We start from the raw sequence: 24,997 nt of genomic DNA, 5'->3' as shown, positions 1-24,997 counted from the left end.
CAATTGAGATCCAGTCGCGGCTTTGCGCTTGAGGCTGTTACTATCGCGGCTCTTTTTTTCCAGTTTCAGGATCAGATTGATGAAAGTCGCCATCCTCTCCGGTTCGGTCTACGGCACCGCCGAAGAAGTCGCCCGTCACGCCCAGAACCTGTTGAAAGCCGCTGGCTTTGAAACCTTCCACAACTCGCGCGCCAGCCTCGCCGACATCCAGGCGTTTGGCCCTGAAGCATTGCTTGCGGTGACCTCGACCACCGGCATGGGCGAATTGCCCGACAACCTGCAACCGCTGTACTCAGCGATTCGCGACCAGTTGCCCGCCGCACTGCTCGGTTTGCCGGGTGCAGTGATTGCCTTGGGCGACGCCAGTTACGGCGACACTTTCTGCGGCGGTGGCGAGCAAATGCGTGAACTGTTCGGCGAGCTGGGTGTGCGCGAAGTGCAAGAGATGCTGCGTATCGACGCCAGCGAAAGCGTCACCCCGGAAACCGACGCCGAGCCTTGGCTGGCGCAGTTGATCGACACGCTCAAGGGCTGATTCCACGCTCGCGCAACAGCGCCAGCCATGCCTGCGCCGCTTTTGACAGATACGCGCCGCGACGCCAGATGAAGGCGATATCCCAACGCAGATAATCCGGCGCGCGCAAGGCCAGGCGCACCACGCCTGGCCGCACCAGTCCGCGTGCGACCACGCTGGGCAACAGCACCACGCCTTGCCCGGCGGCCACCAGCGCCGCAAGGAAATCCGCCTGACCGCTGCGCCCGCCTTCCTTCGGCGTAAAGCCCAGTTGCTGGCACGCCTGCAGCAAGCGGTCGTTGAGCACGAAGCTGCGCTGATAGAGCAGAAAGGGCGTCTCGGCCAATTCTTCCAGACCAATCTCGCCTCGGGCTGCCAGCGGATGATCCACTGGCAGCAGCGCATCGAGTTGCTCATCGCAAAACGGCTGACAGTCGAATTGCGGATCCTTTGGCAACAGACTGCCGCCCAACTCGAGTTCACCGCTCAGCACAGCCTGCTCGATATTGCGGCTACCGCCCTCGAGCAACTGAATGCTGATATTCGGGTAGCGTCGCCGGTATTCGGCAAACAGCCCGGCGAACAGCGCGTCACTGCCCAGCAGCGGCAGACCGAGACGCAACTCTCCGCGTGCCAAATGACTGAGGTCGTCCAGTTCCGCGAGCAGTTCGTTGCGCAAGCGCAGCATGCCTTCGGCCCGTTGCAGCACCACGCTGCCAGCGGCCGTCAGACGCAATTGCGAACCCTGCCGCTCCAGCAAAGGCGTGCCGAGACTTTGTTCCAGTTGCGCGATCTGTTTGCTCACCGCTGACTGACTGATGTGCAGGGTTTTTGCGGCTTGGGTAAAACCGCCTTGATGCATGACTTCGACAAAGCTGCGCAGTTGTTTGAATTCCATTGTCCGATTCCATTTTGGAATGGTATTGAGTCTAACAATTCGCTTCGGGGATGGCAGGGCGCTTCGTAGAATAAGCGCCTGTCTGGAGCAAAATCATGAACGCCGTCCCGCTCAAACATCTGTCTCGTCTTCTCGCTGAACTCGCTGTATTGCTCGGCCTCTATTTGCTCGGCTGCCAACTCGCGGTCTGGCTGGCGTGGCCGATTCCTGGCGGTGTGATCGGTATGGCGCTGTTGCTGCTGGCCTTCGCCTTTGGCTGGATAAAACCCGCCGCCCTGCAATTGGGCGCAGGGTTGCTGATGGCCGAGATGTTGTTGTTCTTCATTCCGGCGCTGATGAGCCTGCTCGACTATGGCGCACTGTTGCGCAATGACGGCTGGCGAATCCTGTTGGTGATCGCCGCCAGTACATTGATGGTCATGCTGGTGACGGCTTTCACCGTAGAACTTGCCGTGCGCATGAGGCGTTCCCATGAAGCTTGAATGGATGCCGATGTTCTGGCTGGCCTTCACCCTGTTGGCGTATCTGTTCAGCCGCTGGATTTATCGGCGCACCGGGCGCTACGTGTTGTCGCCGCTGATCCTGGTGCCGGCCCTGCTATTGGCGCTGGCTGTGCCGTTGCACACCGCTTATGCCGAGTATTCCAGCAATACCCACTGGCTGATGCGGGTACTGGGGCCGGTCACTGTCGCGTTTGCTGTGCCGATCTGGCAACAGCGGCACTTGCTGATGCGGCATTGGTCGGCGCTGTTGTTGGGCATGGTTGCCGGCAGTGCGGCGTCGATCGGCACTTCATTCGGGCTGGCCAGGGCGCTGGCGCTCGACAGCTCGGTGACGCTGTCACTGGTGCCGCGTTCGATCACCACACCGTTCGCCATGCCGCTGGCGCAGGACCTCGGCGGCGTGCCGGAGTTGACGGCGGTATTCGTGATGTTCACCGGAGTGTTCGGGGCAATGCTCGGTGGCGTGTTGTTGAAGTGGTTGCCGTTGCACAGTGCTTTGGCGCGCGGTGCGCTTTTCGGGGTTGGCGCGCATGGTGCCGGTGTCAGTCGGGCCCATGAAGTGGGCGGCGAAGAAGGCTCTGTCGCCGGGCTGGTGATGGTCTTGACCGGGTTGCTCAATCTGTTTGCCGCGCCTTTGTTGGCGTCGTGGCTTTGACATGGATCCAAGGAGTTTGCCTGGCTGACCCGCTCAGTCATCAAGCTGGCTGGCAATGCAACTACGCAATGCTCTGCGCCTGACTAGACTGCTCGTACGTGCAGAACAATAAGAACGCAGAGGTGCATACAGTGAGCGTAGCCCCCGTCCAATCGTCCCTTAATGTCAAAGACCAGGTCAGTGCCGCAGAGTGGCAGACCCGTGTCGATCTCGCCGCTTGTTATCGTCTGGTCGCGCTGCATGGCTGGGACGATCTGATCTTCACGCATATTTCCGCCAAGGTGCCGGGTACCGAAGATTTTCTGATCAACCCGTTTGGTCTGATGTTTCATGAGATCACTGCGTCGAGCCTGGTGAAAGTCGATCAGGCCGGCAACAAACTCATGGACAGCCCTTACGAAATCAACCCCGCCGGCTACACCATCCACAGCGCCGTGCACGAAGTGCGGCACGATGTGGTTTGCGTGCTGCATACCCACACCGCTTCCGGTGTCGCGGTGTCGGCGCAAAAGCAGGGTGTGTTGCCGATCAGCCAGCAGTCGCTGTTCGTGCTTTCGAGCCTGGCTTATCACGCTTACGAAGGCGTGGCGCTGAACCATGAAGAGAAAGCGCGCCTGCAAGCCGATCTTGGCGAAAACAATTTCCTGATGCTGCACAACCACGGTCTGCTGACCTGTGGCGGCACCATCGCCGACACTTTTCTGATGATGTTCACCTTCCAGCGCGCCTGCGACATTCAGGTCATGGCGCAAACCGGTGGCGCTGAACTCATCGCCATCGAACCGCAAATCCTGGCAGGCGCCAAAGCGATGATCGCTGGTGTCACCAAAAGTGCTCAAGGCATGGGTGGCGCGCTGGCCTGGCCAGCGTTGCTGCGCAAACTCGATAAACAAGACCCCGGATATAAACTCTAATGCCTCTTGCCGAGATTCCTCTGTGTGTCTGGCGTAAACGCAGCCAGACGTTTGTCTTTCGTGGCCAGCCGATTCGCTACTGGACGGCCGGGCAGGGTGAGCCGCTGCTGCTGATCCACGGTTTTCCGACCGCCAGTTGGGATTGGCATTATCTGTGGCAGCCCCTGGCCCAGCGATATCGGGTGATTGCCTGCGACATGCTCGGCTTTGGCGATTCGGCCAAACCGCTCAATCACACCTACAGCCTTTTGGAGCAGGCTGACCTGCAGCAGGCATTGCTCGCGCATCTGCAGGTCGGGCAACCGGTTCACTTGCTTGCTCACGACTACGGCGACAGCGTTGCCCAGGAACTGCTCGCCAGGCACTACGAAGACAAGATCGAGATCGCCAGTTGTGTGTTCCTCAACGGCGGGTTGTTTCCGGAAACCCATCGCCCGGTGCTGATGCAGAAACTGCTGCTCAGCCCGTTGGGCTGGATGATCGGTCGTGCGTTCACTCGCGATGCGCTGGTGAAAAGCTTCCGGCAGATCTTCGGCCCGCAAACCCGACCGAGCGAAAGCGAGCTGGACGATTTCTGGAGTCTGGTCGACAGCAATCGCGGGCCACGGATCATGCACAAGTTGATCAGCTACATTCCCGAACGCCGTGTGCAGCGTGATCGCTGGGTGACAGCGATGCAGCGCGGTGAAATCCCGTTACGGGTGATCGATGGCGAAGTCGATCCGATTTCCGGGGCGCACATGGTCGAGCGTTACCGTGAATTGATCCCTGACGCCGACACGGTGTTGCTGCCGGGCATCGGCCACTATCCACAGACCGAGGCGCCGGTGCAGGTGCTCAAGCATTATCTGGAGTTTCGCGATCGTTTTGTGCTGCCACCGCGCAAAGTCGCCTGCTCCTGAAAGATCAAAAGATCGCAGCCTGCGGCAGCGCCTACACAAATTCAATGTAGGCGCTGCCGCAGGCTGCGATCTTTTGATCTTTTGACGCCTTCATCATCCCCCAACCTTATCGCGCACCATTCAGCCTCAGCCGTATTCGTTGTGACCAAAAGCCCTGTGCCTGACACTCGGACTCAATACTGGCCTGCTGGAGTTGCTGCGATGAATGAGTCTGTGCGTTTCGAAGATAAAGTTGTCATCGTCACCGGAGCCGGTGGTGGCCTCGGACGCGCCCACGCATTGTTGTTTGCCAAACAGGGCGCGAAAGTGCTGGTCAACGATCTCGGTGGATCGACCCAGGGCGAGGGCGCCAATGCTTCCGCTGCCGACCGCGTCGTCGCCGAAATCCGCGAGGCCGGCGGCATTGCCGAAGCCAACCACGACTCGGTCACCGACGGCGACAAACTGGTGCAAAACGCCCTTGATGTCTTCGGTCGCGTCGACGTCGTGGTCAACAACGCCGGGATCCTGCGTGACAAGACCTTCCACAAAATGGACGACGCCGACTGGGATCTGGTTTACCGCGTCCACGTCGAAGGCGCCTACAAAGTCACCCGCGCCGCTTGGCCGCATTTGCGTGAGCAAAACTACGGCCGGGTGATCTTCACCGCCTCGACTTCAGGTATCTACGGCAACTTCGGCCAATCCAACTACGGCATGGCCAAACTCGGCCTCTACGGCCTGACCCGCACCCTCGCTATTGAAGGCCGCAAGAACAACATCCTCGTCAACGCCATCGCGCCAACCGGCGGCACGCGCATGACCGAAGGCCTGATCCCGCCGCAAGTGTTCGAGCAACTGAAACCGGAACTGGTCAGCCCGTTGGTGGTGTATCTGGCCAGCGAGCAGTGCCAGGAAACCTCCGGACTGTTCGAAGTCGGTGGCGGCTGGATGGGCAAGGTGCGTTGGGAACGCAGCCTCGGCGCCGGCTTTGATCCACGCGCAGGATTCTCGCCGGAGGATGTCGCGGCGCACTGGCAGCAGATTTGCGATTTCGAAGGCGCGGCGCATCCGAAGGACAATATTGAGGCGCTGAAGGAAATGATGGCGAATTTGCAGAAGTATTCGCTTTAAGTGACGAGGCCACCAAGCTTGGGCTTGGTGGCCTGCATTGCTACTTAAGAATACGTGTTGTCAGTCATAAACCTAGGCGCTCGCCAGTTAGGCCCTTTGACGGCAACTGGTCCGCTGCCATTGGCCAAAACGCCTTGCTCGAAGAGTCGTGCATAGGTTTCAAGAAGTTCGCCGCTTGCAATAACTTCGTACCTGTAGCGCCCAAACATTCTGTCTAGGGAAGGTATGGCGGAGCCGAGTGCGAACACGGTTAGTACATCTTCTACAGATTCATTTTTTATTATTTGCTCGACGATGCTCATTGCTTACCTCCTTTCAACAGATTCTTGAAAAACAGTTCATCTTGTTTGTCTGCAGCGGCAATGGCGTCTTGGGAATAGAGCAAAGACTCATCGTCGCGAAGCTTGAAATCTTCTAGCGTGGCCGTATGCGCATTGTTCCAAAGAGGCGACTCTCTGTCTGGCTTGAAATCGTCACCCAGTCCCAGCGCGCGAAACCTCTCGAGTTCGCGTACTTCATGAGTGTAATAGCGTAAATCCGTATCGGTGAACTCCCAGTGCCCTCTTAGAATTTTTTCCAAGCGTTGAATCATGATTTCGTTGGCATCTGATTGGTCAAGCCTTGCGATATGCAGTTTCACAGCATCAATTCCGGCTTGAGTGATTACAGCCGTTCGCCAATCCAGGTCAAGTATTGGCCCACCAGCCTGCTCTGGATTGAAATCGCGGCCACTGTATTCACCCTTGGTGGTTGCCCCCGCATAAGGACTGCTGAACACCACATAAAGCGGAGCAATCCCTGAGTCATCGGGAAACACGATGATAAATCGTTCCCAGCCCTCAATCAGCACGGGATGTAGATCCAGTCGTCCTTCAATCGGAACAATTGGAACGCCTGAATACGCTGGATAATCCGCATCAACCGCGGGCGATTCAGTCGAGCTGTCACCCGGCGAGATAGCGGGTGTCCAGGTCAGAAAGTCCGTCGGCGAATCTGGTAGCGCTACTTCATAAACATCATTCAGCAAGTCATAGGCCGCATTCAGAACCAGCACACTCGAGCGGATATGGAAGTCATCGCTTGTGGCGACGAAGATTTCCGCGCCAGCCCCGACCCGCCTTACGCCCAATCCCACGGGCAGCTCTAATGTGCCTTGCCGATCCGCTATTTCGCGCAATGTCTGAGGACACTCCGGCGACAACTCCGCAAGTGGAACTCATGGAAAAGCGTTCGCCGTTGCCCAAGCGTGATGGCATTAACAGTGCCGCGAAACCTACCAGCACCGGACCGCTGATCAGCGCAGCGCCTGCCGCCTTCACGGCCAGTAATCCTGTGCGCATTGCGCTGAGAATCCCGGATGACGATGCCGGAGGAAGACGAATCGTTTTGGAGGCAAAAGACAAAACCGGACTGGTTGAAGCCACGGCTCCTGAAGCCGGATATACATGCTGGATCTCTGCTGAATGACCTTCCTGCTGGTTCGCTTCTACACGCTGCTCCATTTGCGCTTGAAGACGAGCCTGCTCGGCAGCAAACGCCTGTGCGGCTGCTTCAGCTTTTGCTTGTGCTTCGGCTAAAGCGCTCTTCAATGCCGCGATTCGCGCTTGTTCCTGAGCTTCAGCTCTCATTTCAGCAAGAATGCGTGCCAACTGGGCGGAGTATTTTGCCAGGTATGCATCCAGATCCTGCTTTTTCGCCAGCGTGGCAAGTCGCGCCTGTTCACGGGCACGAATTTGCTCCTGCTCTTGACGTGCAGCTTCAGCTCTCTTTGACGTTGCTGTTCTGCGGCAATCCGCGCGTGTTCTGCAGCCAACCGCTGGGCCTCAGCCGCTGCCGCCTGAGCTTGATCCTGAGCCTGCACGGTGGCCAGCCAATTGAGTACGTCGGCCTGTTGCTGGTTGAGAAGCGCCAGTGTCTGGCCAAGCAAACGCGCTTCGTGAGCCGCTCGGAAGGACTCGCTCCACAACGCTCTACTCCTGGCCCCCGCGCCGCTGGTTCGGCGGATAGCGGAGGCCTGATTCAGGTAATCCTGGAAGGTTTTCCCCAGCGGATCGCTGCCAAAAAAGCGGTTTGCGATCGCGGTCTGCCTCTGAAACTCTGCGCTCTTGCGGTGAATCAGCGTATTCCTGACGCCCACTTCGCGGGCCAGTGCAGCAGCGGGCGGAAGAGGATTTGTCGGGCCTTCCAGTCTGATTGCCGCCAGTTCCACTTCGATGGACTGAGGTATTAAGACGGATTTTGCGTTGAACTCTTGTTCAACGGTGGTTTGCGTCTCGAACATCAATTGGCGGGTTTGCGCATTGGCGCCGGCAGGTCCGAACGTTCCACTGTAGGTGTAACCCACATTGCTTTCTTTGAATGGCTCGTAATTATCGGGGGCGGGTACCTCGATACGTGTTTCATCCAGTCTAAGAATGGAGGTCTTTGCATATTCATGTCCTTTTGAATGTGCGTGATAACTCGCTGGCAAGTCAGCGCGGCCGATAGTGACGTCCGTGTCACCAGCGAGGGGTTGAGGTGTTTCAAGTTACATCAGACTTGCGGTTACAGAATCTGAGAAACCCGTAAGTAACAGGGCGTTGTTTCGAGAGGGTTTTCGCAGGCTAATAACAAGGCAGGGAGAATTCTTCTGCGACGCAGGAAAGGTCTTACGTCGTTCTCGGAAAGTGTTTGCAGGCAGTAGGGAATACTTTTTCAACGCCCATAAAAAAGGCCGCTGCAAACGCAGCGGCCAAGGTAAGACGTTGGATCAAGGAGCTACAAATCAACGTCAGTGAACACCGGGGCGATAAACCGAAGTCTTCGATTTATCTGAAATCTGTTGCCAGTCGCTTCAGTCCCTCAGCGTAGCTGGCTTCGTGCTTTGCGGCGTGTCCCGTGAAAGCGCGTTCAGAATAAGGTGTTGAACACGTAGGAAAAATACCGATTCCGGACATGCACTGTTGCGGGGCACGTAACAGTCCCATGTGCTGATGTGCAACATGCGCGGCACTGATGATCTTCCATCCAGCCGATCCATGAACGGCGCAAAGCCCCGTCGTTCAAGGCCATTCATCCTTTCGAGCGACAACACGAATACCTCCTTGGTGCGCTTATCGACGCGGTTGCCCGGCAGTAGGGTGGGGCCTTCTGTCACTCACCGGGGAAGACGCATGACAAAAACAACAATGCGCGCCATCTTCACACCGCAGGCGCTGGCCGCCGCGGTGGCTTTGGGTTGCTGCGCCCAGGCGCACGCGGTTGCGTTCAACATTGGCGAGATCGAGGGCACCTTCGACTCGTCGCTGTCGATCGGTGCGAGCTGGGGCATGCGCGATGCCGACAAGTCGCTGGTCGGCACGGTCAATGGCGGGACCGGGCAATCCTCGACCGGTGATGACGGGCGTCTGAATTTCAAGAAGGGTGAGACCTTCTCGAAGATCTTCAAAGGTATTCACGACCTTGAACTCAAGTACGGCGACACCGGTGTCTTCGTGCGCGGCAAGTACTGGTACGACTTCGAGCTGAAAGACGAAGACCGTGAGTTCAAGCCGATCAGCGACAGCGGCCGCAAGGAAGGTGCGAAGTCTTCCGGTGCGCAGATTCTCGATGCGTTCGTCTATCACAACTATTCCATCGCCGACCTGCCGGGCACCGTGCGTGCGGGCAAGCAGGTGGTGAGCTGGGGCGAAAGTACGTTTATCGGCAACTCGATCAACAGCATCAACCCGATCGACGTGTCGGCGTTTCGTCGCCCCGGAGCCGAGATCAAGGAAGGTCTGATTCCGGTCAACATGCTGTTTGGCTCACAAGGCCTGACCGATCAACTGACCGTTGAAGGTTTCTATCAACTGGAATGGGACCAGACCGTTCTCGACAACTGCGGCACCTTCTTCGGGGTCGACGTGGCGGCGGACGGTTGCAACAACGGCTACACCGTAGGCAACCCGGCGATCGCGCCGTTTGTGCCGCTGACCCAGGCCTTTGGCCAAGGTATTCAGGTCACCCGTGAGGGGGTGGTGATTCCCCGTGGCGGCGACCGTGATGCGCGGGATTCCGGGCAATGGGGGACGGCGTTGCGCTGGCTCGGTGATGACACCGAATATGGCCTGTACTTCATGAACTACCACAGCCGTACGCCGGCGGTAGGCACGACCACGGCCGGTCTTTCGACGTTGGCGGCATTGCCGGGCATGGTCGGGATCGCCAATGGCCTGGCACCCGGCAGCGGTTCCGGGCTGGCGCAGAGCGTGATGCTCGGGCGCGGTGGTTACTACCTTGAGTACCCGGAAGACATTCGCCTCTACGGCGCGAGTTTCTCCACCACATTGCCTACCGGCACGGCATGGACTGGCGAGATCAGCTACCGCCCGAATGCACCGGTGCAGGTCAACACCAACGACCTGACGCTGGCGCTGCTCAACCCGATTGCCGGTGGCGCTGCTTCGCCGATCGCTACCACTGCGGGAGCCGACAACAAAGGCTATCGACGCAAGGAAGTCACGCAAATCCAGAGCACCCTCACGCACTTTTTCGATCAGGTGTTGGGCGCGGAACGCCTGACCGTGGTCGGCGAAGCTGCGGTGGTGCATGTCGGTGGCCTGGAGTCGCGCAGCGAGCTGCGTTATGGCCGCGACTCGGTATACGGCCAATACGGTTTCGGTGGTGATACCGACGGTTTCGTCACCTCGACCTCGTGGGGCTACCGTGCCCGGGCGATCCTCGATTACGCCAACGTGATCGGCGGGGTCAACTTCAAACCCAACCTGTCGTGGTCGCATGACGTCGCCGGTTATGGCCCCAACGGCCTGTTCAACGAAGGTGCGAAAGCGATCAGCGTCGGCGTCGATGCTGACTACCGCAACACCTACACCGCGAGCCTCAGTTACACCGACTTTTTCGGTGGCGACTACAACGTCCTCGAAGACCGTGACTTCGTCGCCCTGAGCTTCGGCGTGAACTTCTGATCTGCCCGAGAAGGATGAATGCAATGCGCAAAATGATTCTGCAATGTGGTGTGCTGGCCCTGAGTCTGCTGGCGGCCAACGTGATGGCTGCGGTGTCGCCGGAGGAGGCCAATAAACTCGGCACCAGCCTGACGCCGCTCGGCGCCGAGAAGGCCGGCAATGCTGACGGCTCGATACCGGCATGGACCGGCGGCATCCCGAAAAACGCCGGGGCGGTGGACAGCAAAGGCTTCCTCGCCGACCCGTTTGCCAATGAAAAACCGCTGTTCACCATCACTGCTTCCAACGTCGACAAGTACAAGGACAAGCTCTCCGACGGCCAGGTGGCGATGTTCAAGCGCTACCCGGAAACCTACAAGATCCCGGTCTATCCGACCCACCGCACGGTCGCCGTGCCAGCGGAAATCTATGAGTCGGCCAAACGCAGCGCGCTCAATGTCACCAGCATTAACGATGGTAATGGCCTGGCCAATTTCACTGGCAACCGCTACTACGCCTTCCCGATTCCGAAGACTGGCGTGGAGGTGTTGTGGAACCACATCACCCGATATCACGGCGGTAACCTGCGGCGCATCATCACCCAGGTGACCCCGCAGACCAACGGCAGCTACACGCCGATCCGCTTCGAAGAAGAGATCGCCGTGCCGCAACTGATGAAGGATCTCGACCCGGAAAAAGCCGCCAACGTGCTGACCTTCTTCAAGCAGTCGGTAACCGCGCCGGCACGTCTGGCCGGTAACGTGCTGCTGGTCCACGAAACCCTCGATCAGGTGAAGGAACCGCGTCTGGCGTGGATCTACAATGCCGGCCAACGCCGCGTGCGTCGGGCGCCGCAAGTGGCCTATGACGGCCCGGGTACCGCCGCTGATGGCCTGCGCACGTCGGACAACTTCGACATGTTCTCCGGCGCTCCGGATCGCTACGACTGGAAACTGGTCGGCAAGAAGGAAATGTACATCCCGTACAACAGCTACAAACTCGATTCGCCGAAGCTCAAGTACGACGACATCGTCAAGGCCGGCCATATCAATCAGGACCTGACCCGTTACGAACTGCACCGCGTCTGGGAAGTGATCGGCACGGTCAAACCGAGCGAGCGGCACATCTATGCCAAGCGTCACATGTACATCGATGAAGACAGCTGGCAAGTGGCGCTGGCGGACCATTACGACGGTCGCGGGCAACTGTGGCGTGTCGCCGAAGGTCACGCTCAGTACTACTACGATCACCAGGCGCAGGCCTACACCCTCGAAGCGCTCTACGACATCATTGCCGGTCGCTACATTGCCTTGGGCATGAAGAACGAAGAGAAGCACAGTTTCGAGTTCGGCTTCGAAGCCAAGGCTGCCGACTACACGCCAGCGGCCTTGCGCGCAGAGGGCGTGCGGTAACGGTTGTGATACACAGGCGAGGCAAAAGGCGACCGCTCGGTCGCCTTTTTTATGGACGTCAATCAGCGCGCTGAATACTCGTCAACAAGTGCTGGGGAGAGGGCTAGGGTGAGGGCACAACGATAAAAAGGCTCACCCGATGACCGCTATGACTGCCTGTCTGGATCGCCCCGGATTCTTGCCCAGACTTTCTTCCCATCATCAACTCCGGCCTCGGCTGAGTGAGCCGCTACTGACATCGGTGGCGCGGATCAGGCTGATCTGCGCGCCGCCCGGCAGTGGCAAAAGCGCGTTGCTCTCCGAATGCTTGTCACAGGCACCGGCACACTGTGTAGTGCACTGGCTGCCACTGATGGGCGTGTCGTTGAGTACGGAGGAGTTCTGTCGGCGGCTGAGTCTGGCATTGGGGCTGGCAGCAATGGATGAGGCGCAATTGGCGACGGCACTGGCACGCTGGTCAGCGCCCACCTGGCTGTTTATCGACGACTATTGTCGGCTCCCCGACCCGGCTCTCGATGCATTGTTGGACCGCTTGCTGGCGCGCAGCAGCCCGGCATTGATCTGGTGGATCGGCACGCGTCGACGTCCCCAGTGCAATTGGCCACGGTTGCTGCTGGACGACGAATTGTTTGAATGCGAAAGCGCGACGCTGGCGCTGACCCCGGAAGAAATCACCCTGGCGTTAAAACACCTGTCCGCGGAGCAGGCTGCCAGTGTGGCCGCGCGGATTGTTCATCGAACCGGTGGCTGGTGCGCCGGGGTGCGCATGGCGCTGCTGCAAAAATGCGACTGGTCGCAGACCCTCCAACCGCAGCAACGGGTGGAAACGCTGCTGGATTATCTGCAGCACGAATTGTTCAGCGGCCTGACGCCCGAGTTGGCCGAGGTCTGGCGGGTACTGGCGAATCTGCCGCGCTTCAATGCGGAGTTGTGTGAGCACTTGTTCGGTGCCGGAGAAGGCGCGGACTACCTGCGCACCCTGCAAACGCTGGGTTGCTTCATCGAACCCTGGAATGACTCGTCCCAGTGGTTGCAGATCTTTGCGCCTTTGGCTCAAGTGATGCGCGATGAGCGCTGGCCTGCGGCCCGCTCATGGCATCGTCGGGCATGCCAATGGTTCGCCGCTGCCGGGGACTGGCGCTCGGCTTTCGAGCAGGCGTTGCTTGCCGAGGAATTCGAAACGGCAGTGAGTCTGTTGCAGCACTTCAACTTCGAGCATCTTTTTGAAGAGCAAACGGTGGTGCTGTTGTTGCGCCTGCATGAATCTCAGGGCGAAGGAGTGACCTTGGGATCACCGCAGTTGGTTGGGCTGATTACCGCAGCTCTTCTGTTTGCCGGCCGTTTTGAACAGGCCACGCAGTGCATCGCGCACCTGGCGAGGTTCATGCCGCAACCTTCGGCGGCACTGGAACGACAACTGATTGCACGCTGGCAAGCGCAACAAGGCTGGCTGATGCATTTGCAGGGGCGTATGACGCCTGCGCGCGAACTCTTTCAGCAAGCTCTGGAAGCGCTCGATGGCGATGCCTGGGCCACAAGGCTGCTGTGCCTGTCAGGGCTGACTCAACAAGCCTTGCTCTGTGATGAACTCGAACAAGCGCACGCCATCAGCCGCGAAGCGTTGTGTCTGGCGCGAGCACAAGGCTCCTTGCTGTTTGAAGGCTTGCTGGAACTTGATCACGCGCAGTTGCTTGAGCAGCGTGGTGCTCCAGCCCGCGCTGACAACCTGCTACTGAGCATCGAGCAGTTACTTGGCCAGCGCGCTGAGCGTCCATCGCCGCTGCTCGGTCGTATCGCCCTGCGTCGTGGTCGATTGGCGTTGGTCATGGGGCTGGAGGAGCAAGCCGCCGTTCTGTTCAAACGTGGCCTGGAGGATTGTCTGCGCAGTCACGATAAACGGGTGTTGTTCGGCTATCTGGGGCTGGCGCAGATAGCGGCCAACCACTGTGAATACACGCAAGCATTCGAGCGCTTGCACGAGGCCGAGCGGTTGATGCAGCAGCGCAGGATTCCAGACACGGTTTACCGTGGTGTGTTGTTACAGGTCAGTAGCCAGATCTGGCTGCAGCAGGGCCGGGCGCAGTTGGCACATGAGGCGTTGAGCCGGGTGCTGCGCCACTATCAACCGCCGAACGCGTTGCAGGCACCTCCGGCGACGGTTCAACTGATTGCGCGTATTCAGTATTTGCTGATATTGGCCACGGCATCTTTGCAACGCGGTAGTGATCTCCCGGAGCAACTTCAGGTGTTGCTGGATAAAGCCCGCAAGTGCGGGGCGCAGACACTTGAGGCGGAGTTGCATTTTGCCCTGGCCGAAGTGGCATTGCTGCACAGCGAGTCGTTACGGGTGGTTGAGCATGTGGAATGCGCGTTGAAGATCGTACGGCGCTCGGAGGCGCAATTGCTGATACGCCAGGTCACCCTGCGCTCGCCGAACATATTTGATCGGACAAATGTGCTGGAGGAAAAGCAGCAAGTTGTAGCCGAATCTGAAGCTGAAAGTTCACTGAGTCAGCGAGAGTTACAAGTCTTGGTGTTGATTGCGGCAGGTGATTCCAATCAACAAATCGCAGAAAAACTTTTCCTTTCGTTGCATACCGTTAAAACTCATGTCCGAAGAATCTATATGAAATTGGGGGTGATGCGTAGAACGCATGCAGTGGCCAGGGCCAGAACATTGGGTTTGATGTAGGTATGAGATTGTTAGATGTTTTTAGTTGTAACTTTGGAGTGTGTTGGTGTTGTAATTAAACACTGTTGGAAACAGTGTGGTGGGTATCTTTTTGTTCTGGATCTGAATTAGCTTGATTTGGCGAGGCAAGTTGTAATTGGCCACTTGTCATTATCAAGCTGATAGAGATTCCATTATGGAAATTAATAAAGAAGCCGAAAGCCAAAGTCTGCGTGAAGTGGGGAAAGCCCTGGAAAGTATCTCGCAGGAATTGAAGCTTGTTCCGTCATTTCCAGTGGTGGTGCAGGACACTTTGCGTGAGGCTTTATGGAAGGTATCCGAAGGTGTGCGGCTGAGCAGCCTGTTCGTCAATGTCGTGGCGGGCGCCAAACCGAAAAATAAACAGCCGGTCGGACGGTTGCTGGATATCGCCCTTGAGTGCCTGCAAAGTGGTCGGCCGCCAAACTATGATGTCAATGATTATGGTGTTTTCGATCACCCGAATTTTACCAGCCGTGAAGACATTCTTACGCAAGTCCCGATCTCGGCTATTGAAAAATCAGTAACAGATTTGCTGAAGAAACTGGCGGTTGATTACACGGCGGCTGTGCGGCAGTACTGGGAAAACCCGACCGTTCAAAAAGCAGCTGGGGCTTATCCTCAGTTATCGCGAAAGTCTGCTTTAGGTGTGCTCGAGGCTAGCCTTTTCGCTCGTGAGCTGGAGGCGCTGGCGATTCAGGGCATCATCACTCAGCAACAAAGAGCGCTGATCAGTACGGCCGTACAACCGAGCCTGACCGGCACTTGTTACGGGGTTTTCATTGAAGGTCAGAATGGCAAATACGTCGAGCAGAACGCGATGTTTGTATTGCCCCTTACAACCCCTGTCTATGAGCAGTTGGTTCCCGGTGAGCAGGGCGCTGTCGTACTCTACTGCGCGAATCGTGGTCTCGAATTGTTTTCTTCCATTTGGAAGCTTGAACAAGCGTTGTTGAGCCGACTGGGCTCCTCGGAAACTCAGGAAGAGTTTCTGCAAACGCTATCGCTCAGTGAACGCGTTGGGTTCGCATACGTCCCTGCTATTCGTTTTTTGAAAGTTCGTGCGAATTTGTTTGAGAGATTCGTTGATAAGCGGATTCAGACGATGTACAGCGACATCACTGGGTATCTTGAATCCGTCGGCAAGCCAGACTCGGAATTTGATAAAATTGTTGTCGCCGTAGAGGCCGCACAATCGTTACCCGATTTGAATCTTCAGGCCAGAAAACGCCAGGTACAACTGATTAAGCATGTCGAGCGGAATGCTTGGCCGCAATGGTTGAAAAGCACTTCCGATGTCAATCAGGAAGTGTATGTTTCCCTGCAAAAAGAGCTGCTTGAAGCCGAAGTAAAACTTTATGAGGTCACTCACGGAGTTGCTTCGCTGAAAGACTACGCGCGGTTGGCCGTAGAGGACTTCATATCGCCGGGTAAAGATGAGCGTATCGACCCGGACACGGTATTCGTGAAAGTCACCCATACCGTGCCTCTGGCGGATGGAAAAAAGGTGGAACTCACCGAGCGCAAAACGCTGACTCAGGCCTTTATGCAAGGTGCTCATGATCTGGCAGGGCAATATCAGATCGTTCCGGAGATCCCCTCCAGTCTGCCAAAGTTGAGTCCATCGAACATCCTGCGTGCCATCAAGTCGTTGGACGTTCGTGTTGCCTATACCACGGCTCAACGTCTTCTGTATTCGCAAGCCGAAGTTACCGGGTCGCTGCGAGTGGTCCTTAGCCGTAAAACAGCGCTGACCCTGTTCGCGGCGATTCTGCAGAAACACGTGGGACCTTCAGCTCATAAATTGGTGATGGGCTATAACCTCGGCGATACGTCCATTGAAACGCTGGGCGTGGCGCTCAAACCCTGGTTCAAGCCTTTCAATGGTTTGCTGGTTTATCGCAGGAAAGGTGTGGCAGCCGATCGCAGCGCGCATGTCCTGCACATACCGGGTTCGCCAGCCGGGCAGGAGTGGTTTGAGTTCACCGACCTGAAAAGCCTGCAGCACAAGTTGGCGCAATGGGCGGCCAAGGCTGAAACCTGGGCGTACTTGCTGAGTCAGGCACACGCCAGCGACAGTGCGCAGATGCAAAGTGATTATCTGAGTCTAAAACCATCTGAGGTACTGAATGAATGGTGGTGGTCGAAGATTAAGTTGGTCGATTTACCCGAAGAGGAGCCTTTGTTCGGAGCCGTTCAAAATCACATCTTGTGGAGTATCGATCAAACCGAGGCTGCCACCCCTCGATGGTACAGAAAGGCCAGCTCGAACGATCAGCACCTGCTCAATCGTCTGAATGCTGATTTCAAGGCTATTCACCATCATTCCCGGGAAATGCTGGCGGTCGAGCCGTTCAAACAGTTTGCCAGCCATTTGGTGAAGAAGGAGCTGAAGCAGTATTTTGTCCGGACAGGTTCATCTGTGGACATTAACCCTGACGAGGTATGGGTCAAATTTCACGCAGACTCGAAGATCAGCCTGACCGATCTGTTTATTCAGTGGCAAAAGTGGCGCAGTGACGTAAGCGCGTTCGAGAAATTTTTCACCTGGGTGAACCCTCAATTGGCCGGGATTGAAAATTTGCGAGAGCAACTCAGACAGGCCACCTTCTGGACGTTTACCGGACAGCCCATTGCCCAACTGAATGCCAGAGTTATCAATGATCTGATCGATCTGAGGCCCGGTGAAAAGTATCTTCAATATCTGAAAGATAAATTCCTCAATGCGTCCGACATTGACTTGAAAGCAAGTCTGTATCGAAAAACAAAACAAAATGAAATGCTCCGGACCGCATTGATTCAGAAAATCAAAGGCGAGCTCTCCCTCGACCAATTCAGCTGGTTGCAGGGACTCATTAACGGATTTGATCGCGATCTGCCTCGTCAGGGCATCATCTCCACGGGTGGGAAGCCGGGCATTGGCGTTTACGAATTCACTCTCAGGGGACGCGCCCTTGTCGGGGCTTACGTTTTTGGGCGCAAAGTCAGCGGGCGTGATGAGTTTTTTGTCTATATTCCCGATACGCCTGATGGCAAGGATTTCTTCCCTGTCCAGGAACTTGCTGGTCGATTGAAAAGCGTGACCTTCAACAAAAAGGTCTTGAGCCTCGCTCGTCTGGAACATCAGCAAGCAGTGAAAAACCTCCTGGACACCTACTGGGACTCGATCCCGGTAGCGACCAGCAATCCGGAATTGATCAACAGTTATCCAGTACTGGCTTTCAAACAGGAGTACCTGGCTAAAATCGGGCAACTCGTCGCCGATGTGGATTTTCAGACGAGCAGTTATCTGGAAGCGCTGTGGAAGGATGTGAGGGTACTGGCCGAATTTGCCCTGGATGTGGCTTCGATGTTCATTGCGCCACTTGGCCTGGCACTGACTGTACTGCGCATTACTCAGTCGGTTGTGCTGGGCATTGTGGCTTCCAGTCAGGGCTCCGATGAGGCTGCGAACGCACACTTTGCATCGGCGTGGCGAGGGGCGATTCTGTTGTACGTTGGCAAAGTGGCGGCGATCGGCGCGCCCGTGAACCCGATTGCTCTGCTATCGAGCGTCAGGGATTTCGCCGATGTGATGGCAGGCGTTACCGGTGTTGAAGTCAGCATCAACTACGTGACAGCAATCACCGCACCTCCTGCGGTCGTGAACAGCACCACTCGTCTGCTCAACTGACAGATGAAACTGCGCGAGTAACGGCCCTCGTTACTCGCTCGATTGGCGCCATTCAGCCCTGCAGAGGTTCATAACCCATCCGCCAGCTCACGGCCCGCGTCGCCGACAGCAACCGCTGCGCCGCCGGGCCGTTTTCGTCGGCGTGGAACAATGAAGTGGGTCCAACGATGGTCAACACGGCGGCGACTTGGCCGACGGCGTTGAACACCGGGGCGGACAACGCATCCACACCCGGCATCAGCAGGCCATGCACATGATGCAGTCCGCGTTCGCGGATCTGTTCGCACAGGGTTGCGTAGGTTTTTTCGTCCTTCAATGGATGATCCACAGCGGCAATTTCCTGCTCGCGCAACTCATCGGTTTCCCGATGGGGCAAGTAGGCGCTGAACACCAGTCCAGTCGATGAACTGAGCAGTGGCAACACTGAACCCAGTTGCGTCACCACCGTGACCGCGCGCACCGCCGGTTCGATATGCACCACGGTCGCGCCCTGATTGCCCCACACCGCCAGAAAGCAGGTTTCGTTGAGTTCGTCGCGCAGTTCGGCCAACGGCAGGGCGGCGACTTTCAGCACGTCCATACTGTTGAGTGCGGCCAGGCCCACGCGCAAGGCCTCGCGGCCGAGGCCGTAATGGTTGGTCGCGGTGTTCTGCTCGGCGAATCCTGAAGCGATCAACGCTTGCAGATAGCGATGAACCTTGCTCGCCGGCATCTGCACATGTTCGGCCAGACGCGACAACGAAGTGGACGGCGACAACTCGGCCAGAGCCTTGAGGATGTCGGTGCCGACTTCGGCGGAGCGGACTTTCTGTTTGCCGTTGCTGTCGCTGGTTTTTTCCATGGTGCGGCCGGGTTCCGAAACGAATGGGCGTCTTTATAGCTTGACGCTGGATAGCGAGCAAATTACGTTATGCGTAATCGAATTACGATAATAACAACCCCGGCGTGCCGAAACCTCTGAGCCAGAGCGATGGGCCACTGCCGACTCCCTGTTCAGGAGGCTCCATGAACCTCGATTCAACCGCCCAGGCGCTGGCGTATCAGTCCGGTTTCGGCAACGAATTCAGCTCTGAAGCGTTGCCCGGCGCGCTGCCCGTTGGCCAGAATTCCCCGCAAAAAGCCCCCTACGGCCTCTACACCGAATTGTTTTCCGGCACAGCATTCACCATGACCCGCAGTGAAGCGCGGCGCACCTGGATGTACCGCATTCAGCCGTCGGCCAATCACCCGGCCTTCGTCAAACTGGAGCGGCAACTGGCCGGTGGCCCGTTGGGTGAAGTGACGCCCAATCGCCTGCGCTGGAATCCGCTGGAGATCCCGGCCGAGCCGACCGATTTCATCGACGGTCTGGTGAGCATGGCCGCTAACGCTGGTGCAGAGAAACCGGCCGGCATCAGCATCTATAACTACGTCGCCAACCGCTCGATGGAGCGGGTGTTCTTCAACGCCGACGGCGAATTGCTGCTGGTGCCGCAACTCGGGCGTCTGCGCATCGCCACCGAATTGGGTGTGCTGGAAGTCGCGCCGCTGGAAATCGCCGTGCTGCCGCGCGGCCTGAAATTCCGTGTTGAATTGCTCGACCCGCAAGCCCGTGGTTACGTCGCCGAGAACCACGGCGCGCCGCTGCGTCTACCGGATCTGGGCCCGATCGGCAGCAACGGTCTGGCCAATCCGCGTGACTTCCTGACCCCGGTCGCCGCTTACGAGAACCTTCAGCAACCCACCACGCTGGTGCAGAAGTTCCTTGGCCAGTTGTGGGCCACCGAGCTCAATCACTCGCCGCTGAACGTGGTCGCCTGGCACGGCAATAACGTGCCGTACAAATACGACCTGCGCCGTTTCAACACCATCGGTACGGTCAGTTTCGATCACCCGGACCCGTCAATCTTCACCGTGCTGACTTCGCCGACCAGCGTGCACGGTCTGGCCAACCTCGACTTCGTGATCTTCCCGCCGCGCTGGATGGTCGCCGAGAACACCTTCCGGCCACCGTGGTTCCACCGCAACCTGATGAACGAATTCATGGGCCTGATCCAGGGCGAGTACGACGCCAAGGCCGAAGGCTTCGTGCCCGGCGGTGCCTCGCTGCACAGCTGCATGAGCGCCCACGGCCCGGATGGCGAGACTTGCACCAAGGCGATCAACGCCGAACTCAAACCGGCCAAGATCGACAACACCATGGCCTTCATGTTCGAGACCAGTCAGGTGCTGCGCCCAAGCCGGTTCGCCCTCGACTGTCCGCAACTGCAATCCACTTATGACGCCTGCTGGGCCACTTTGCCCGCCACGTTCGACCCGACCCGGAGATAACCCATGACGCAGAATTCCATCACCCGCAGTTGGGTTGCCTCGGCCAATGGCCACGCTGATTTCCCGCTGCAGAACCTGCCGCTGGGTGTGTTCAGCAGCAACGGTGCGATGCCGCGCGCTGGCGTGGCGATTGGCGACCATATCTTCGATCTGCAAGTAGCACTGGAAGCCGGGCTGTTCGACGGTGTCGCGCGCAGCGCTGTCGAAGCCATGCACGGCGGCCAGTTGAATGCATTCTTCGAACTCGGTCGCGAGGTGCGTGTGGCACTGCGCACCCGTCTGCTGGAACTGTTCAGCGAAGGCAGCACGCACCGCGGCAACATCGAAGCCCAAGGCGCAAAATTGCTGCCCCTGGCCGCCGATTGCCAGCTGCATCTGCCGGCACGCATCAGCGATTACACTGACTTCTACGTCGGCATCGAGCACGCGCAGAACGTCGGCAAACTGTTCCGCCCGGATAACCCGCTGCTGCCGAACTACAAGCATGTGCCGATCGGTTATCACGGTCGCGCCTCCACCGTGCGTGCTTCCGGTACCGACGTGCGTCGCCCTAAAGGCCAGACGCTACCGGCCGGTCAGACCGAGCCTGTGTTCGGCCCGTGCACACGCCTGGACTACGAATTGGAACTGGGCATCTGGATCGGTCAAGGCAACGAGATGGGTGACTCGATCGCCATCGGTGACGCCGCTGATCACATTGCCGGTTTCTGCCTGCTCAACGACTGGTCGGCGCGTGATATCCAGGCCTGGGAATACCAGCCACTGGGGCCGTTCCTGTCGAAGAGTTTCATCACCAGCGTCTCGCCATGGGTTGTAACTGCTGAAGCCTTGGAACCGTTCCGCACCGCGCAACCGAAGCGTCCTGAAGGTGATCCGCAGCCGCTGCCGTACCTGTTCGACAAACGCGATCAGGACGGCGGTGCCTTCGACATCGAACTGGAAGTTTTGCTACTCACCGAAGCGATGCGCGAGCAGAACCTTCCGGCTCATCGTCTGACCCTGAGCAACACCCGCTACATGTACTGGACCGTCGCGCAAATGGTCGCGCACCACAGCGTCAACGGTTGCCAGTTGCAGGCCGGTGACCTGTTCGGTTCGGGCACGTTGTCCGGCCCGCAGAGCGGTCAGTTCGGTAGCCTGCTGGAAATCACCGAGGGCGGTAAAAAACCGATCGAGCTGGCTTCTGGAGAAGTGCGTAAGTTCCTTGAAGATGGCGACGAAATCATCCTGCGCGCACGGTGCGCTCGCGACGGTTTTGCCTCGATCGGCTTCGGCGAATGCCGCGGCAAAGTGCTCGCGGCGCGCTGACAGGAGCGGGTTATGGATCTCTATACCTATTACCGTTCGACCTCGTCCTACCGCGTGCGAATCGCGCTGGCGCTGAAGGGCCTCGACTATCAGGCGCTGCCGGTCAATCTGATCGCGCCACCCGGCGGCGAGCATCGGCAAGCGGCGTATCTGGCGATCAATCCACAGGGGCGGGTGCCGGCCTTGCGCACTGATGAGGGCGGTTTGCTGATTCAATCGCCGGCCATCATCGAGTACCTGGAAGAACGTTATCCACAGGTGCCGTTGCTGCCGGAAGATTTGTTCGCCCGCGCGCAGGTGCGCGGTGTGGCGGCGGTGATCGGTTGCGATGTGCATCCACTGCACAACGTCAGCGTGCTCAATCGCTTGCGCCAGTCGGGGCACGACGAGCCGCAGGTGGTGGAATGGATCAGTCACTGGATCAGCCAGGGGCTGGCGACGGTGGAGCAATTGATTGGCGACGAGGGCTTCTGTTTCGGCGAGTGGCCGTGCGTGGCCGATGTGTACCTGATTCCGCAGTTGTATGCAGCGGAGCGGTTCAACGTCAGTCTTGACGCGTATCCGAAAATTCGCCGTGTGGCGGCGCTGGCGGCTGAACATCCGGCGTTCATCAAGGCCCATCCTGCCAACCAGCCAGACACCCCATAACCCTGTAGGAGTGAGCCTGCTCGCGATGAGGGAGTGTCAGTCACTGATGTTCTGACTGAACCACCGCTATCGCGAGCAGGCTCACTCCTACAAGGGAATATCGCCATTTGCATAATCATAAAAACAAAACAGGTACCTTGCGATGCACAACCAGATTGCCAGCTTCCGGGCGGCACTCGACGCCCGTCCTGTGTCCCGATATCAGTGGTTACTGTTGATCCTGCTCGCGCTGTTGCTGGTCACCGACGGCTACGACGCCCAAGTGCTCGGTTACGTGGTACCTGCTTTGGCGCAGGATTGGGGGCTGGAAAAATCGGCGTTCGGCCCGGTATTCAGTGCCAACCTGCTTGGCCTCACCCTTGGTTCACTGGCGGTTACGCCGCTGGCTGACCGCTTTGGCGTACGACGGATTCTGCTCGCTTGCGTACTGATCTACGCCACGTTGACGGTGCTGATGGTCTTCGCCGACTCGTTGAACACGCTGATGATCGCGCGCTTTATCTGCGGCATCGGCATGGGCGGGGCGATGCCCAGTGCTATGGCGTTGATGTCGGAATACTCACCACCGCGTTTGCGCACCTTGATGGTGACGCTGGCGGCCTGTGGCTTTTCATTCGGTGGCGCAGCCGGTGGTTTCGTCGCCGCAGGCTTCATCGACCAATTCGGTTGGCAAGCGGTGTTCCTCGCCGGTGGCGTCACGCCGTTGCTGCTGTTTCCGTTTCTCTGGTGGATGCTGCCGGAATCGCTGCCGCGTTTGCTGCGTGATGCGCCACCGTATGCGCGACTGCGCAAAGTCACCGCGCGGATGTTGCCGGATTGGCAACCGCCCGTTGCCAGCCTCGAACAGAACGAACGCGAGCAGGGCAGCAAGCTGACGGTGGTCGAGTTGTTCCGCAATGGCTACGCGCGACCGACGTTGCTGATCTGGGCAACGTTTTTCGTCAGCCTGATTCTGTTGTATTTCATGATCAGCTGGCTGCCGACGCTGCTCCTGGAAAGCGGCCTGAAACTCAACGAGGCCAATCTGGTGACGTCGATGTTTCTGTTCGCCGGTACATTGGGCGCGATTTGCATGGCCTGGTTCGCCGATCGCTTGAAGCGCAAGGTGCGTTTGCTGTCGGCGGTGTTGGCAGGTGCAGCGCTGTGCACGATTTTGCTCGGACTCAATCATGACAATCCGCGTTATCTGGTCGCCTGCGTGTTCGCCGCCGGGTTCTGCATCATTGGCGGGCAACTGACGCTGAATGCGTTTGCCAGTAATTTCTACCCGGCGCATGTGCGTGCGACCGGCACCGGTTGGGCATTGGGCGTGGGGCGTTTCGGTTCGATTCTCGGGCCGCTGTTTGGCAGCCTGTTGTTGGCGATGCATATTCCAGTGGCGCAGATTTTCTTCTTCTGTGCGATCCCGGCGGTCATCGCCGCGTTGCTGATTATTCAGGTGCGTTCGCCCACTGAAACAGCGCAATCCCCTGTGGGAGGCTGATGTGTTGGCTCTGCGCTGAACCCTGTGGGAGCGAGCCTGCTCGCGATGAGGGTGTGTCAGGCACTAATGATCTGACTGACCTACCGCTATCGCGAGCAGGCTCACTCCTACAAAAATCGTATTCAGTGGACGACGGAGTTTGGCGGTAGATGGCTGAGGCGTTCAGTCAGGCGCAGGCGCTGAATCGGGTCGTCGCTGAGCATCAGCGCATGCTCCAGATCAAAGCGCTCGGCATTCGGGCAGTCGAGCCGCTGATAAAGACTGGCCCGTGCCAGGTAATCGGCGGCGCCGGCGTCACCCAGTTCGAGCACCCGTTCGGCGTCGATCAGCGCGGCGATAAAATCATCATGAGTCAGGTGCAACTGGCGCAGGTTGCGCGACAGGCGCTGGAGCATCTGTTTGGGGCTGGCGGTCAGCAGATGCTCGGCGGTCAGCTTCATGTTCGGCCCGTACTGGCGCTGCAACAGTTCGCGACAATCGTTTGGGTACAAACGCCGGCCGCCGCACGGATCCAGCAAGTGATCAGCGCCGGGCACCCGCAACAGGAAGTGTCCGGGGAAGTTGACCCCGACCAGCGGAATCTCCAGGCCACGCGCCAGCTCCAGGGCAATCAGCGCCAATGCCAACGGCTGGCCGCGACGGGTCTGCAACACTTTGTGCAACAGCGCCGCCTGCGGGCGCAGCGGCAGGAAGTGGTCCTGGGCAAAGCCCAGATCAGTCATGCGGCGCAACAGGGGCTGCGCCAGTTCACTGACCGGCAACATCGGCAAGCCGTAACTGACCCGTTGTTGCAGGTCTTTGAATTCTTGTAACAGCGCGACGGGATCGACCGTTTTTTCGTGCTCGGCCGCCATCCACAGCGCGGCTTCGAACAGCGCAGGCGGTGAACGGTGCAGGCATTCGAAAAAACGTTGACGCGCACTCATCGAAATCTCCGGGGAATGCCTCGTTTTAGCCCCGCCCGCAAGATTCGTCCAGTCCCCCGCTGCGCAGGTATCGGGTTATGCCGCAAAGCCGTTGTCGGCGCGG

General features: G+C 58.2%; 21 protein-coding genes. 15 read left to right on the top strand and 6 right to left on the bottom strand.

All coding sequences use genetic code 11. From position 1 onward, the window contains the following. Window positions 1–79 precede the first annotated feature (79 nt). On the top strand, window positions 80–535 hold the full coding sequence (locus tag H8F23_RS03005; RefSeq protein ID WP_093436056.1) for a flavodoxin: 456 nt from the start codon (window positions 80–82) through the stop codon (window positions 533–535). Here H8F23_RS03005 and H8F23_RS03000 read toward each other — a convergent pair. Beyond that, window positions 525–1,412: a LysR family transcriptional regulator gene (locus H8F23_RS03000; protein WP_194933387.1), complete on the bottom strand. Its 888-nt coding sequence runs from the start codon at window positions 1,410–1,412 to the stop codon at window positions 525–527. The two genes, H8F23_RS03005 and H8F23_RS03000, sit on opposite strands and share 11 nt — an antisense overlap. Before the next feature lie 95 nt (window positions 1,413–1,507). On the opposite strand from H8F23_RS03000, the gene H8F23_RS02995 reads away from it, so the two are divergent. The 5 genes from H8F23_RS02995 (at window position 1,508) to H8F23_RS02975 (ending at window position 5,499) form a co-directional block, all read left to right on the top strand. Then, entirely contained in the window at window positions 1,508–1,894 is a 387-nt protein-coding gene (locus tag H8F23_RS02995; protein WP_095049777.1) for a CidA/LrgA family protein, read from the top strand. Then, a complete protein-coding gene (locus H8F23_RS02990) occupies window positions 1,884–2,570 on the top strand; it encodes an LrgB family protein (RefSeq protein ID WP_194933386.1) in 687 nt (228 codons plus the stop codon). Before H8F23_RS02995 ends, H8F23_RS02990 begins: the two co-directional genes overlap by 11 nt. A 131-nt stretch (window positions 2,571–2,701) precedes the next feature. Beyond that, window positions 2,702–3,484: a class II aldolase/adducin family protein gene (locus tag H8F23_RS02985; protein ID WP_077571168.1), complete on the top strand. Its 783-nt coding sequence runs from the start codon at window positions 2,702–2,704 to the stop codon at window positions 3,482–3,484. Beyond that, on the top strand, window positions 3,484–4,386 hold the full coding sequence (locus tag H8F23_RS02980; RefSeq protein WP_095125408.1) for an alpha/beta fold hydrolase: 903 nt from the start codon (window positions 3,484–3,486) through the stop codon (window positions 4,384–4,386). Before H8F23_RS02985 ends, H8F23_RS02980 begins: the two co-directional genes overlap by 1 nt. 201 nt (window positions 4,387–4,587) lie before the next feature. Beyond that, a complete protein-coding gene (locus H8F23_RS02975; protein ID WP_194933385.1) occupies window positions 4,588–5,499 on the top strand; it encodes an SDR family oxidoreductase in 912 nt (303 codons plus the stop codon). Window positions 5,500–5,543: 44 nt separating this feature from the next. Here H8F23_RS02975 and H8F23_RS02970 read toward each other — a convergent pair whose 3' ends face one another. Together H8F23_RS02970 and H8F23_RS28770 are read right to left on the bottom strand one after the other, a co-directional pair. Further along, on the bottom strand, window positions 5,544–5,801 hold the full coding sequence (locus tag H8F23_RS02970; protein WP_194933384.1) for an immunity protein: 258 nt from the start codon (window positions 5,799–5,801) through the stop codon (window positions 5,544–5,546). After that, on the bottom strand, window positions 5,798–6,676 hold the full coding sequence (locus tag H8F23_RS28770; protein ID WP_228759084.1) for an S-type pyocin domain-containing protein: 879 nt from the start codon (window positions 6,674–6,676) through the stop codon (window positions 5,798–5,800). Before H8F23_RS28770 ends, H8F23_RS02970 begins: the two co-directional genes overlap by 4 nt. Before the next feature lie 41 nt (window positions 6,677–6,717). Between H8F23_RS28770 and H8F23_RS28765 the strand changes: the two genes are divergently transcribed. Further along, window positions 6,718–6,966, top strand: a complete 249-nt coding sequence (locus tag H8F23_RS28765; RefSeq protein ID WP_228759083.1) for a hypothetical protein — start codon at window positions 6,718–6,720, stop codon at window positions 6,964–6,966. Between the two features lie 157 nt (window positions 6,967–7,123). Here H8F23_RS28765 and H8F23_RS28760 read toward each other — a convergent pair whose 3' ends face one another. Next, the gene (locus H8F23_RS28760) at window positions 7,124–7,843 is read right to left on the bottom strand and encodes a hypothetical protein (RefSeq protein ID WP_228759082.1); all 720 of its coding nucleotides are present in this window, start codon (window positions 7,841–7,843) and stop codon (window positions 7,124–7,126) included. A gap of 808 nt (window positions 7,844–8,651) precedes the next feature. Between H8F23_RS28760 and H8F23_RS02960 the strand changes: the two genes are divergently transcribed. The 4 genes from H8F23_RS02960 to H8F23_RS02945 all read left to right on the top strand — a co-directional run bounded on the left by H8F23_RS02960 (window position 8,652) and on the right by H8F23_RS02945 (window position 18,219). Then, window positions 8,652–10,445, top strand: a complete 1,794-nt coding sequence (locus H8F23_RS02960; RefSeq protein ID WP_095049782.1) for a DUF1302 domain-containing protein — start codon at window positions 8,652–8,654, stop codon at window positions 10,443–10,445. A 23-nt stretch (window positions 10,446–10,468) separates the two neighbouring features. Beyond that, window positions 10,469–11,836, top strand: coding sequence for a DUF1329 domain-containing protein (locus H8F23_RS02955; protein ID WP_095125410.1), 1,368 nt, complete (start codon window positions 10,469–10,471; stop codon window positions 11,834–11,836). A gap of 139 nt (window positions 11,837–11,975) precedes the next feature. Beyond that, a complete protein-coding gene (locus tag H8F23_RS02950; protein ID WP_194933383.1) occupies window positions 11,976–14,528 on the top strand; it encodes a LuxR C-terminal-related transcriptional regulator in 2,553 nt (850 codons plus the stop codon). Between the two features lie 175 nt (window positions 14,529–14,703). Continuing rightward, window positions 14,704–18,219 carry a dermonecrotic toxin domain-containing protein gene (locus H8F23_RS02945; RefSeq protein WP_194933382.1) on the top strand — a complete coding sequence of 1,172 codons (3,516 nt, stop codon included), beginning with the start codon at window positions 14,704–14,706 and terminating at the stop codon, window positions 18,217–18,219. A gap of 52 nt (window positions 18,220–18,271) precedes the next feature. Here the strand turns inward: H8F23_RS02945 and H8F23_RS02940 are convergent, their stop codons facing one another. Next, a complete protein-coding gene (locus H8F23_RS02940; RefSeq protein ID WP_194933381.1) occupies window positions 18,272–19,060 on the bottom strand; it encodes an IclR family transcriptional regulator in 789 nt (262 codons plus the stop codon). A gap of 164 nt (window positions 19,061–19,224) precedes the next feature. Between H8F23_RS02940 and hmgA the strand changes: the two genes are divergently transcribed. The 4 genes from hmgA (at window position 19,225) to H8F23_RS02920 (ending at window position 23,968) form a co-directional block, all read left to right on the top strand. Next, entirely contained in the window at window positions 19,225–20,529 is a 1,305-nt protein-coding gene (gene hmgA / locus H8F23_RS02935) for a homogentisate 1,2-dioxygenase (protein ID WP_095049786.1), read from the top strand. A 3-nt stretch (window positions 20,530–20,532) separates the two neighbouring features. Continuing rightward, window positions 20,533–21,837 carry a fumarylacetoacetase gene (gene fahA / locus H8F23_RS02930; protein WP_194933380.1) on the top strand — a complete coding sequence of 435 codons (1,305 nt, stop codon included), beginning with the start codon at window positions 20,533–20,535 and terminating at the stop codon, window positions 21,835–21,837. 12 nt (window positions 21,838–21,849) lie between these two features. Further along, window positions 21,850–22,485, top strand: a complete 636-nt coding sequence (gene maiA, locus H8F23_RS02925; RefSeq protein WP_194933379.1) for a maleylacetoacetate isomerase — start codon at window positions 21,850–21,852, stop codon at window positions 22,483–22,485. Between the two features lie 142 nt (window positions 22,486–22,627). Further along, window positions 22,628–23,968 (top strand): MFS transporter, encoded by a 1,341-nt coding sequence (locus H8F23_RS02920; protein WP_194933378.1) that lies wholly within the window; start codon window positions 22,628–22,630, stop codon window positions 23,966–23,968. 122 nt (window positions 23,969–24,090) lie between these two features. On the opposite strand, the gene H8F23_RS02915 is transcribed toward H8F23_RS02920, so the two are convergent. Then, window positions 24,091–24,894, bottom strand: coding sequence for a SirB1 family protein (locus H8F23_RS02915; protein ID WP_194933377.1), 804 nt, complete (start codon window positions 24,892–24,894; stop codon window positions 24,091–24,093). Window positions 24,895–24,997: the final 103 nt, after the last annotated feature.

It is taken from the genome of Pseudomonas neuropathica, from assembly GCF_015461835.1.
Lineage (GTDB): Bacteria > Pseudomonadota > Gammaproteobacteria > Pseudomonadales > Pseudomonadaceae > Aquipseudomonas > Aquipseudomonas neuropathica.
This window is presented reverse-complemented; position numbering and strand designations above follow the sequence as displayed.